The following is an 11,259-nucleotide window of genomic DNA, read 5'->3' as shown; positions in this document are numbered from 1 at the left end:
TCTTGAGGGGGAGGACACCACATGGCACCACAGCGTTTCCACGAGCAGTTCCACCACATCCAGCGCTCCCTGCCGGACGTACCCCTGACCATGGGGCCGGACGACACGGCCGGGCACTTCTACGAGAAGGGTGTCGTCCTGGTCCGGGACGGCGAGGAGGCCCGGTTCGTCGAGGACGCCGTGCGTGCCCACTTCACCGAGACCCGGGGTCTCGTCCCCGACCACGTGCGCCGCGTCGGCCCGCGGGCCGGCCGCACCGGTGTCACCCGGATCCGGGTCGGAGACCCGGACGGGGGCGAGGACACCGTGCCGCACGCGCTGCGGGCGGTGCGGGAGGCCGAGGAGCGCCAGGGCCGCCGGCTCGCCGGCCGCAACCATGTGCTGCACATCGCGGTCAACGCCTGCCCCGGCGACGAGCCGGTGCCCGTGGCGCGTACCGAGACCGCCAACCCCGGCGCCGCCGAGGGCAGTTACGACCCGGCCACCGCGGTCGGCGTGCTCGTGGTCGACACCGGCCTGGTGCACGACCACCGCTCCTACCCGCTGCTCTCCCACACCACCGGCGACGCCCAGCTGACCGAGACCGACGGCGACGGCGTGCTCCGCCAGTACGTCGGCCACGGCACGTTCATCGCCGGGATCCTCGCGGCCGTCGCGCCCAACACCGACATCACCGTGCGCGGCACGCTCAACGACGCCGGGGCGGTGCTGGAGTCCGAGTTCGGCGGGCTGCTCTTCGAGGCCGTCGACCGGGACGGCTGGCCGGACATCCTCAGCCTCTCCGCGGGCACGCCCAGCACGGACCCGGACGGTCTGATCGGCCTGGACGCGTTCATGCGCGAACTGCGCGGACAGCGCACCCTGCTGGTGGCCGCCGCCGGCAACAACGGCAGCGAGACCCCGTTCTGGCCCGCCGCCTACGCCACCCTGCCCGAGTACGCCGACTGCGTGCTCTCGGTCGGCGCCCTGCGCGCGGACGGCGAGGCCGGTGCCTGCTTCACCAACCACGGGCCCTGGGTGCGTGTCCACGCCCCCGGCGAACGCCTCACCAGCGCCCTCACCGGCTTCACCACCCCCGTGCCGTACGTCTACCAGCACTCCACCTACGACTCCTGCCGGTTCGGCTCCGCCGACTACCCCTGCACCTGCCGGTACCCGCGCCACACCGGCGTGCTGAGCGAGGGCCGGGAGAGCACGGGCGCCAAGCCGGACCAGGTGATGTTCGAGGGCCTCGCGCAGTGGAGCGGCACCTCTTTCGCCACCCCGGTGGCCGCGGGACTCGTCGCCGCGCGGATGACGGCGTACCGGGAGCGCGACCCGCGGGCGGCCGGCGCCGCGCTGCTGGCGGCCGCCACGGACCGGGCCGAGGTGCGCGGGGCGCACGTACCGGCGCTCCGCCCGCCCACCTGGCGACCCGTCCCGGCCGGCGTCCCGGCCGTGCCCGCGTGAGGGCCGGAACGCTCCATTCCGCGGCGTACGATGACAGCCCGTACACAAGGGGTGGAGCCGTGGACCGAGCAGAGGTCGGCGCGTTGGTCCAGTCCGCCGTCGACGGGGACGCCGCGGCCTGGAAGGCGCTGGTGGAAGGGATGAGTCCGCTGGTGTGGTCGGTGGTGCGGGCACACCGGCTGTCGGACGCCGACGGGCACGAGGTCTTCCAGACCACCTGGTTCCGCTTCGCCCAGCACCTGGGCCGGATCCGGGAACCCGACAAGGCCGGTGCCTGGCTGGCCAGTACCGCCCGGCACGAGTGCCTGAAGGTGCTCAAGGGCCTGGCGCGGCTGACCCTGACCGACGACCCGCGGGTGCTGGACCGGGCCAGCGAGGACCGGACGCCCGAGGAGACGCTGATCGATCTGGAGGAGGCGGCGGACCGGGCGGAGCGGGTCCGCCGCCTCTGGCAGGAGCTGGACGGACTGGGCGAGCGCTGCCGGCAGTTGCTGCGTGTGCTGATGGCCTCGCCGCCGCCCAGTTACGGGGAGATCTCGGCCGCGCTCGGTATCGCGATCGGCAGCATCGGCCCGCTGCGCCAGCGCTGTCTGCGCCGGCTGCGGGCCCGGATGAACGCGCGGGGTGCGCTGTGAACGAGGACGACCACATGCCCGAGGGGCCGGAGGAGTTCGCGGACGCCGTGCTGGAGGAGGAGCTGCGCCAGGCCGCCGCCGTGCTGGACCCGGTCCCGGCCGAGCTGCTCCAGACGGCCCTGGACGCCTTCGCGCTGCACGACCTGGACGCCCGGCTCGCCGAGCTGAGCTTCGACTCGCTCGTGGACGCGCTGCCGGTCCGGGGGGCCGGGGACGCGCCGCGCATGCTGACGTTCCGCGCGGGCGGGACGACCGTGGACGTGGAGGTCACCGAGGACGGTCTGATCGGCCAGCTGCTGCCACCGCAGCCGGCCCGCATCGAGGTGCTCGGCGGCCCCCAGGCCGGCCGCCCGCTCACCGCCGATCCCCTCGGCCGCTTCACCAGCGACACCCCGCCGTCCGGCCCGTTCGCCCTGCGGCTGCGGACCCGCGCGGAGCTGATCGTCACGGAGTGGCTCAGGGCCTGAGGGCGTCCACGAGCGCCGCCAGCGCGGTGGCGAGCCGGTCCAGGCCGGGGCCGGCGGGGCCGCCCGGCTCCGTCATGTACGTGTCCCGGCGGATCTCCACCATCAGGGCGCCGACCCGGGCGTCCGTGCCGTAGAAGTCCAGCGGTACGTAGGTGCCGGCGAACGGGCTGTCCAGACCGGTCCCGCCGCAGGCGGCGAACGCCTCGCGGGCGGACTCGGCCAGCCCGGGCGGGGTGTGGAAGCCGTCCGTGCCCAGGCACACCGGCGGACGCGGACCGCTCCCGTGCAGCTCGTACGGGAGGGGTTCGGCCGGGTAGGAGTGGACGTCGATGATCACGGCCCGGCCGGTCGCGGCGAGCCGGTCGGCCACCGCCCGTGTCATGGCCGCCGCGTAGGGCCGGAAGTAGCGGTCGAGCAGGGGCTCGGGATCGGTGTCCGCGGGGCGCAGCTCGGCCCGGTGCGTGGTCCGCGTGTACACCGCGCCCATGCCGACGGCCGTCATCTCCTCCCGCTCGTCCGGGAACCGCTCCGGGTCCACCACCAGCCGCGACAGCCGGTTCACGAACCGCCAGGGGCGCAGCCCGGCGAGCGCGGCGGCCCGCTCGGCGATCTCGGCGGTGTGCGCGTCCGTGATGTGGTCCAGCTCCCGCTCCAGCGCGGTGTCGTCCAGCACGATGCCGGCCCGCACGTCGTCCGGTATCGCCCGCGCGGAATGCGGCACGTGCAGCAGCACCGGCGAGTCGGCGGCACCGGGGAGGAGGTCGAACGAGGGGGCGGGGTGGGACACCGGCTGCTCCTGAGGTCCTGGGTGGTCGGGGCGCGCAGGAGCGAGGCACCTGCGTGATCAAGGTGCCATACGGCACTGACAACGCCCCCCGCCCGCAGGCTCCCGGCATGCCTCCGCCCCGGCCGGGGGGTTCCCGGCCGGGGCGGAGGGCGCGTCACCGCGGCGGCTCAGGCCGCCGGGGGCACTAGCTCAGGGACGCCAGCGCCTCGTTCCAGGTGGCCGACGGGCGCATGACCGCGTCCGCCTTGGCCTTGTCGACCTGGTAGTAGCCGCCGATGTCGGCCGGGGAGCCCTGGACCGCGTTCAGCTCCTCGACGATCTTCTGCTCGTTCGCGGCGAGGGTCTCGGCGAGCGGAGCGAAGGCCTTGGCCAGGTCGGCGTCGTCGGTCTGCCGCGCCAGCTCCTGCGCCCAGTACAGGGACAGGTAGAAGTGGCTGCCGCGGTTGTCGATGCCGCCGACGCGCCGGGTCGGGGACTTGTCCTCGTTGAGGAAGGTCGCCGTGGCGCGGTCGAGGGTGTCGGCGAGGACCTTGGCGCGGGTGTTGCCGGTGGCCTCGGCGTACTGCTCGAAGGACGGGACCAGCGCGAAGAACTCACCGAGGGAGTCCCAGCGCAGGTAGTTCTCCTTGACCAGCTGCTGGACGTGCTTCGGCGCGGAGCCGCCGGCGCCCGTCTCGAACAGGCCGCCGCCCGCCATCAGCGGGACGACCGACAGCATCTTGGCGCTGGTGCCCAGCTCCAGGATGGGGAACAGGTCGGTCAGGTAGTCGCGCAGGACGTTGCCGGTCACCGAGATGGTGTTCTCGCCGCGGCGGATGCGCTCCACCGACAGCTTGGTGGCCTCGACCGGGGACAGGATGCGGATGTCCAGGCCCTCGGTGTCGTGCTCCGGCAGGTACTGCTTGACCTTGGCGATCAGCTGGGCGTCGTGGGCGCGGTTCTCGTCGAGCCAGAACACCGCCGGGTCGCCGGTGGCGCGGGCGCGGGTGACGGCCAGCTTGACCCAGTCGCGGATCGGGTCGTCCTTGGTCTGGCAGGCGCGGAAGATGTCGCCCTGCGCGACCGGCTGCTCGATCAGCACGTTGCCGGCCTGGTCGGTCAGGCGGACCGTGCCGGCGGCCGCGATCTCGAAGGTCTTGTCGTGGGAGCCGTACTCCTCGGCCTTCTGCGCCATCAGGCCGACGTTCGGGACCGAGCCCATGGTGGACGGGTCGTAGGCGCCGTTGGCCCGGCAGTCGTCGATGACGGCCTGGTAGACACCGGCGTAGGAGGAGTCCGGGATCACGGCGAGGGCGTCGTGCTCCTGGCCGTCCGCGCCCCACATGTGGCCGGAGGTGCGGATCATGGCCGGCATCGAGGCGTCGATGATGACGTCCGACGGCACGTGCAGGTTGGTGATGCCCTTGTCCGAGTCGACCATGGCCAGGTCCGGGCCCTCGGCGATCTCGGCGTCGAAGGAGGCCTTGATCTCGGCGCCCTCGGGCAGGCTCTCCAGGCCCTTCAGGATGCCGCCGAGGCCGTCGTTCGGGGTGAGGCCGGCCGCCTTGAGCGTCTCGCCGTACTTCGCGAACGTCTTCGGGAAGAAGGCGCGCACCACGTGACCGAAGATGATCGGGTCGGAGACCTTCATCATCGTGGCCTTCAGGTGCACGGAGAACAGCACGCCCTCCGCCTTGGCGCGGGCGACCTGCGCGGCGAGGAACTGCTCCAGCTCCGCGACGTGCATGACGGAGGCGTCGACGACCTCGCCCGCCAGGACGGGTACGGACTCCTTCAGGACGGTGGTGGTGCCGTCCTCGCCGACCAGCTCGATCTTCAGCGCGCCGTCCTCGGAGACGACGACGGACTTCTCGGTGGAGCGGAAGTCGTTCTCGCCCATGGTCGCCACGTTGGTCTTGGACTCGGAGGTCCAGGCGCCCATGCGGTGCGGGTGGGTCTTGGCGTAGTTCTTCACCGAGGCGGGGGCACGGCGGTCGGAGTTGCCCTCGCGCAGGACCGGGTTGACGGCGGAGCCCTTGACCTTGTCGTAGCGGGCGCGGATCTCGCGCTCCTCGTCGGTCTTGGGGTCGTCCGGGTAGTCCGGCAGCGCGTAGCCCTTGCCCTGGAGCTCGGCGACGGCGGCCTTCAGCTGCGGGATGGACGCCGAGATGTTCGGCAGCTTGATGATGTTGGCGGCCGGGGTCTTGGCCAGCTCACCCAGCTCGGTCAGCGCGTCGGGGATGCGCTGGTCCTCGTTCAGGTACTCCGGGAAGACGGCGATGATGCGCCCGGCCAGCGAGATGTCGCGCGTCTCCACGGGCACACCGGCCTGCGAGGCGTACGCCTGGATCACCGGCAGGAACGAATGCGTCGCCAGGGCCGGGGCCTCGTCTGTGTAGGTGTAGATGATGGTCGAGTCAGTCACCGGGTGCTCCGCTCCACGTCTGTAACATTGCTCGACATCAAGATATCTCGTGATCGGGGTCGGCTCGACAGGGGTCCGGGCCGGAAAAAGACCCGTCCGCCATCTCGCGCGCGATCCAGCGGCAGATCACCTCCACCACGTACACGTGTTCGGGCCGGGTCAGCTCCCGCCCCTTGGGAATGCCGTGCCAGCGCTCCAGGCAGCTCCGGCAGCAGGTCGCGGTCGCGTGCTGGGCCACGAACACGGGATGGCCGCGGTACGGCGTCTGCCGGCCGTCCTTGTACGGCTCGGCCGGCGCCAGGCGCTTGGCGATCAGGTCGTACGCGTGCCACCGCAGGGTCGCGGGGCCCTTCAGGGCGGCGGTCGCCCGGTCCCGCCCGCGCAGGTGGAACCCGGCCCGGAACGGCTGGCGCGCGAGGGCGTCGAGCCGCTGGTCGAGCGCGCGGGGCCCGACGGGGCCCCGCCCGGCGGACCGCGGGTCGGACGGCTGCCCGGTCGGGCCTGGGGAGGAGGGGGAGGACGTCATGCTGCTTCGAGCGTAGCCCGGCCCCGGCCGGTCACGCCGCTGCGAGCGCCGCCCGGTCCGCGCCGGCCCGGTCCGCGCCGGCCGGGTCAGGCCTCGATGTCCGCCCGGTGCCAGGGGCTGGGGCCCGTGCCCAGGTGCCAGGCCCGCAGGCCGTCGCCGTTCACGCAGACGATCCCGCACTGACGGGCGTACTCCAGAGCGGGCTCGGTGAAGTCGCTGGTGGTGACGACCGCGGCGACATCGGCCTCGTGGATGGTGAAGCAGGTTCCCCCGAAGCGTTGCAGGTCCTGGGAGCCGACCTTGTTGCCGTCCGCGTAGAACTTGCACTGGATGACGACGCGCCGCCCGTCCGGGGCGACCGCGACGACGTCCGCGCCGAGGTCACCGGCTCCGCCCACCACCTCCACGTCACGGCAGTCGGAGCGGACGCACAGCTCCGCCACGGCGTGCTCGAAACCGTCGGGGTCCAGCTCGGCACAGTCCGCCGCGGGGAGCGGAGCCGTGGCTTCCGCCACCGGCACGGTGCTCCCGGAGGGCCCGGCCGGCACGGCGGCCTCGGTCGGCCGGGCAGCCGCCTCCTCCGCGGCGCGGAGACTGTCCGACGCCCTGTCCGCGGCCTCCTCCAGTGCCCGGGCGGCCCGGCGGGCGTACCTCCAGGCGGAGAAGCGGCGCCGTCCCGACCGGAACTGCAGCGCGGCGGCGACCCCGAGCACCGCGAGCACACCCGCCCACAGCGGGCGGCGTTCGACCATGTCCGCCGCCGTACGCGCCACCCACGCCAGAACGCACAGGATGATCGCGAGCAGGACGAAGAACATCGTGGTGCTGCGCAGATCGAAGCGCCGCCGGCGCTCCGCCGGACGGGTCCGGCGCACGGGTATGGTCATGCTGGCTCCTCCTGACAGCGACGACGATCTCTGGCTACGGATGCCCAAGATCACCGACGGCTCCCACGAGGGGGCCGGCGAGGGGGCGCCGCCGCGCCGCTCCTAGTCGGACAGGACCGCCCCGCCCACGACGTCCTCCCCGCTGCGCTGCTGCGGGATCACCGCCGAGCCCTGCTGGAGCGAGACCGTGCGGGTGGGGGCCGGGATGCGGATGCCCTCCTCGCGGTAGCGGCGGTGGAGGCGCTTGATGAACTCGTGCTTGATCCGGTACTGGTCGCTGAACTCGCCGACGCCGAGGATCACGGTGAAGCCGATCCGGGAGTCGCCGAAGGTGTGGAAGCGGATGGCCGGCTCGTGGTCGGGCACGGCGCCCGTGACGTCCCTCATCACCTCCGCGACGACCTCCGCGGTCACCCGCTCCACGTGCTCCAGGTCGGATTCGTAGCCCACCCCGACCTGCACCAGGACGGTCAGCTCCTGCTCGGGGCGCGTGTAGTTGGTCATGTTCGCCTTGGCGAGCTGGCCGTTGGGGATGACCACCAGGTTGTTGGAGAGCTGGCGGACCGTCGTCTGGCGCCAGTTGATGTCGACGACGTAGCCCTCCTCGCCGCTGCTCAGCCGGATGTAGTCGCCCGGCTGGACCGTCTTCGAGGCGAGGATGTGGACGCCCGCGAAGAGGTTGGCGAGCGTGTCCTGCAGGGCCAGGGCGACCGCCAGACCGCCCACGCCCAGGGCGGTGAGCAGCGGTGCTATCGAGATGCCGAGGGTCTGCAGGACGACCAGGAAGCCGATGGCCAGGACCAGGACCCGGGTGATGTTGACGAAGATGGTCGCCGAGCCCGCCACCCCCGAGCGGGACTGGGTGACCGAGCGGACCAGGCCGGCGATCACCCGGGCCGCGGAGAAGGTCACCACGACGATCAGCCAGACCTGGAGGGCCTGGTCGACGTGGTGCTGGATGGTCCGGGTGAACGGCAGCACGGCCGTCGCCGCCGCCGCGCCGCCCGCGATCGCCGCCCACGGGACGACCGAGCGCAGCGCGTCCACGATGACGTCGTCGCCCGTCCACCGGGTCCGCTTGGCGTGCTTGGCCAGCCAGCGCAGCAGGGTGCGCGACATGAAGGCGAGCACCAGGCCGGCGGCCAGGGCGATCCCGGCGAGGAGGAGGTCGTCCAGGGTCAGCGCACGGTTCACCGGTCACCCCCGGGGCGCGCGGCCGCTGCGGAGAGCCGTATGTGAAGTCTCGTCACGTTGTCACCTGCTCGAAGTCCGGAATGTGCGAGCGCGTCGGCCGGGGGAACTCCGCTGACCGGCGCGCTCGCTCATCCTGCCGTATCCGGAACGCCAGTTCGTACCGGGACGGCGCTCCTCGGGCGGTCGTCAGACGATGCCCTCCGCGAGTTCCGCCTGGTCGCGGTCGCTGCCGTACGCCGCGGTGGTGGGAGTGCCGTACGAGCGGCGGGCGACGTACCACCAGACACTGGCGAGGACCAGGACCACGGCGAGGGCGACGGAGGCGTAGTTCATCGAGCCGACGGTGACCGGTGACGCCTGGGGCAGGCAGAACAGGACGGTCACACAGGCCACCCAGACGACGGCGATCCAGCCGATCGGCCTGCTCCACCGGCCCAGGTGCCACGGTCCCGGCCGGAAGCGGTCTCCGGCGCGCAGCCGCAGGTACACCGGGATGGCGTAGGCCGGGGTGATACCGATGACGTTGATGGCGGTCACCGCGTTGTACGCCGTCGCCGAGTACAGCGACGGCAGTGCGAGGACGCAGGCCACGACGACGGACAGCCAGACGGCGGCGACCGGGGTCTGGGTGCGGCCGCTCACCTTGCGCCACAGGTGCGAGCCGGGCAGCGCGCCGTCCCGGCTGAACGCGAACACCATCCGGCTGGCCGCGGCGACCTCGGCGTTCCCGCAGAACAGCTGGGCGACGACGACGACGAGGAGCAGCGCGCTCGCGCCGTCGGTGCCGAGACCGTCGAGCAGGATCTGGGCGGGCGGCACACCGGTAGCGCTGGTGCGGGTGGCGTCGTAGTCCTGGATGGCGAAGGTCAGACCGGCCAGCAGCACGAAACCGGCCAGCCAGGAGGCCCAGATGGCGCGGACGATGCCGCGGGAGGCGGCCACCGAGGCGTGCGAGGTCTCCTCGGACAGGTGGGCGGAGGCGTCGTAGCCGGAGAAGGTGTACTGCGCGAGGAGCAGGCCGACCGCGGCGACGTACAGCGGGTTGTGCCAGCCGGTCTCGTTGACGAACTTCGTGAACACGAAGGACGGCGACTGGTGGTGGTCGGGGAAGACCGCCAGCGCGCCGACGATCAGGGCGACGCCCGCCAGGTGCCACCACACGCTGACCGAGTTGAGCACGCTGACCAGGCGGACGCCGAACAGGTTCAGCACCGCGTGCAGCAGCAGGATGGCGCAGAAGATCAGCATGGTTCTGCCGGGCGTCGGCTCGAAGCCCCACTGGAGGTTGGCGAACGCGCCGGTGAACAGGGCGGCGCCGTAGTCGATGCCGGCGATCGCACCGAGCAGGCCGAGCAGGTTCAGCCAGCCGGTGTACCAGCCCCAGCGCCGGCCGCCGAGCCGGTCCGCCATGTAGTAGAGGGCGCCGGAGGTCGGGTAGGCGCTGGTGACCTCGGCGAGCGCGAGGCCGACGCACAGCACGAACAGGCCGACGCCGGCCCAGCCCCACAGCATCACGGCGGGGCCGCCGGTGTTCAGGCCGAAGCCGTACAGGGTCATGCAGCCGGACAGGATCGAGATCACCGAGAAGCTGATCGCGAAGTTGCCGAAGCCGCCCATGCGGCGGGCCAGCACCGGCCGGTAGCCGAGTTCGCGCAGCCGCTGCTCCTCGTCCTGCTGCGGCAGACCGGGGGACGGCGCTGGGTCGGGGGTGCGGGACATGCGGAAACCTCCGGAATCGACAGGCTTGCGAAACGGGGAGTGCTCAACCGGCCGTGCGCCGGCGGGAAGCGGGTGCCGGAGCCGGCCGGGAGTTCACGGGCGGGGATCCTCCGCGGCGGCCCGGCAGCGGGCCCGGGCCTGGACGAAGACCTCCACCGCACGCTCCCGGTCCGGGGTGCGGTACATCCAGGGCGGGGGCGTGAACCAGGGGCCGATCGCCTCGAACACCCGCGCCGCCTCCCGGAATTGGAGCGAACCCCACAGGGCGTGGGCCAGATGGTTGAGGTCCGGCAGCGCGCGCTCGGCGGGCTCCGTCCGCTCGAACCAGGAGTGCAGTGCGCGCTGTGCCTCGCGGGCCGCCTCCTCCGCCACCCAGTGCAGGTCCAGCGCCGCGTCGTGCCCGCTCTCCCGGCGGTACCGCTCGACCCGGACGTACAGCGGCAGCAGGTGCAGCGCGGAACCGGGCGGGGCCTGGCCGGCCGCCCACTGCGCGTACCCGGCGGCCTCGGCGAGCCGGCCCGAACCACCGCGCGCGTACAGGAACTGCAGCATCCGGTGGTGGGCCTCGCGGTTGAACGGGTCACGCCGGCCGGCCTCGGCCAGCAGCCCCCAGGGGCCCGGCGGCAGCAGCGGCTCCGGAGCGGGGACCCGGTGCTCCTCCCAGCGCTGCTCGGGATCGAGCTGGGCCAGCGCCAGCAGGCACACCCAGGGCACCGGGTCGCGCGGGGCGGCCGCGGTGGCCGACTGGGCCGCGTCCCAGGCCTCGATCCACAACTCGTGGGTACGGCGGTGCCCTTCCCGCCGGGCGCGCAGGGCCCGCTCCACGCCGACCCGGGCGTGCATCACCACCGCGTGGGGGCTGCCCGGCTCCTCGGCGAGCCAGGCCCGCACCACGTCGGTGCCGGCCGCGGCCGCGGCGAGCACCTGGGTGCGCTGGGTCCACTGCCACCCCTGCGTGGTCTCGGCGAGCAGGGTGCGCATGGCCATCCAGCGGCCGGTGCGCAGATCCTGGAGGGCGGCGCGCAGGGCGTGGTCGGGGCCGGCGGGGTCGTAGGAGGGGCGGGCTCCGTCTCTGGCCATCAGGCGCGGACCCCCGGCCACGGGCGCACGGGCGTGGTGGCGGGGTGACGTTGCAACAGCCCTCCCCTGGGCGGTGACGGAGATACCTCGTGTGGTCGGCGGTCACTATAG

General features: G+C 73.0%; 10 protein-coding genes. 3 read left to right on the top strand and 7 right to left on the bottom strand.

Going from position 1 to position 11,259, the window contains the following annotated elements:
- Positions 1–21 precede the first annotated feature (21 nt).
- Genes ACZ4VF_RS02695 through ACZ4VF_RS02685 form a run of 3 tightly spaced genes read left to right on the top strand, consistent with a single transcriptional unit; the run spans position 22 to position 2,551 of the window.
- A complete protein-coding gene (locus tag ACZ4VF_RS02695; protein WP_467922700.1) occupies positions 22–1,449 on the top strand; it encodes a S8/S53 family peptidase in 1,428 nt (475 codons plus the stop codon).
- 59 nt (positions 1,450–1,508) lie between these two features.
- Complete coding sequence (locus ACZ4VF_RS02690) at positions 1,509–2,084, top strand: RNA polymerase sigma factor (protein ID WP_467922699.1); 576 nt, start codon at positions 1,509–1,511, stop codon at positions 2,082–2,084.
- Between the two features lie 14 nt (positions 2,085–2,098).
- On the top strand, positions 2,099–2,551 hold the full coding sequence (locus tag ACZ4VF_RS02685; protein WP_467922697.1) for a hypothetical protein: 453 nt from the start codon (positions 2,099–2,101) through the stop codon (positions 2,549–2,551).
- On the opposite strand, the gene ACZ4VF_RS02680 is transcribed toward ACZ4VF_RS02685, so the two are convergent.
- The 7 genes from ACZ4VF_RS02680 to ACZ4VF_RS02650 form a co-directional block, all read right to left on the bottom strand.
- Positions 2,541–3,338: an N-formylglutamate amidohydrolase gene (locus tag ACZ4VF_RS02680; RefSeq protein WP_467922696.1), complete on the bottom strand. Its 798-nt coding sequence runs from the start codon at positions 3,336–3,338 to the stop codon at positions 2,541–2,543. The genes ACZ4VF_RS02685 and ACZ4VF_RS02680 overlap by 11 nt on opposite strands.
- A 184-nt stretch (positions 3,339–3,522) precedes the next feature.
- The gene (locus tag ACZ4VF_RS02675) at positions 3,523–5,742 is read right to left on the bottom strand and encodes an NADP-dependent isocitrate dehydrogenase (protein WP_467922695.1); all 2,220 of its coding nucleotides are present in this window, start codon (positions 5,740–5,742) and stop codon (positions 3,523–3,525) included.
- Between the two features lie 37 nt (positions 5,743–5,779).
- On the bottom strand, positions 5,780–6,268 hold the full coding sequence (locus ACZ4VF_RS02670) for a DUF4186 domain-containing protein (protein WP_467922694.1): 489 nt from the start codon (positions 6,266–6,268) through the stop codon (positions 5,780–5,782).
- 86 nt (positions 6,269–6,354) lie between these two features.
- Entirely contained in the window at positions 6,355–7,155 is an 801-nt protein-coding gene (locus ACZ4VF_RS02665; protein WP_467922693.1) for a restriction endonuclease, read from the bottom strand.
- A gap of 102 nt (positions 7,156–7,257) precedes the next feature.
- Complete coding sequence (locus ACZ4VF_RS02660) at positions 7,258–8,349, bottom strand: mechanosensitive ion channel family protein (RefSeq protein ID WP_467922692.1); 1,092 nt, start codon at positions 8,347–8,349, stop codon at positions 7,258–7,260.
- A 186-nt stretch (positions 8,350–8,535) separates the two neighbouring features.
- On the bottom strand, positions 8,536–10,068 hold the full coding sequence (locus ACZ4VF_RS02655) for an amino acid permease (RefSeq protein ID WP_467922691.1): 1,533 nt from the start codon (positions 10,066–10,068) through the stop codon (positions 8,536–8,538).
- Between the two features lie 93 nt (positions 10,069–10,161).
- On the bottom strand, positions 10,162–11,148 hold the full coding sequence (locus ACZ4VF_RS02650) for a hypothetical protein (RefSeq protein WP_467922690.1): 987 nt from the start codon (positions 11,146–11,148) through the stop codon (positions 10,162–10,164).
- Between the last annotated feature and the right edge of the window lie 111 nt (positions 11,149–11,259).

It is taken from the genome of Streptomyces sp. NPDC029151, from assembly GCF_055564315.1.
The sequence above is the reverse complement of the archived record's forward strand: the minus strand, read 5'-3'. Positions and strand labels throughout refer to the sequence as shown.

Bases quoted from the DNA above. Each gene is read 5' to 3' on its own strand.
- ACZ4VF_RS02695 (WP_467922700.1), top strand. From the start codon at position 22: ATGGCACCACAGCGTTTCCACGAGCAGTTCCACCACATCCAGCGCTCC.
- ACZ4VF_RS02665 (WP_467922693.1), bottom strand. From the start codon at position 7,155: ATGACCATACCCGTGCGCCGGACCCGTCCGGCGGAGCGCCGGCGGCGC.
- ACZ4VF_RS02685 (WP_467922697.1), top strand. From the start codon at position 2,099: ATGCCCGAGGGGCCGGAGGAGTTCGCGGACGCCGTGCTGGAGGAGGAG.
- ACZ4VF_RS02670 (WP_467922694.1), bottom strand. From the start codon at position 6,268: ATGACGTCCTCCCCCTCCTCCCCAGGCCCGACCGGGCAGCCGTCCGAC.
- ACZ4VF_RS02650 (WP_467922690.1), bottom strand. From the start codon at position 11,148: ATGGCCAGAGACGGAGCCCGCCCCTCCTACGACCCCGCCGGCCCCGAC.
- ACZ4VF_RS02655 (WP_467922691.1), bottom strand. From the start codon at position 10,068: ATGTCCCGCACCCCCGACCCAGCGCCGTCCCCCGGTCTGCCGCAGCAG.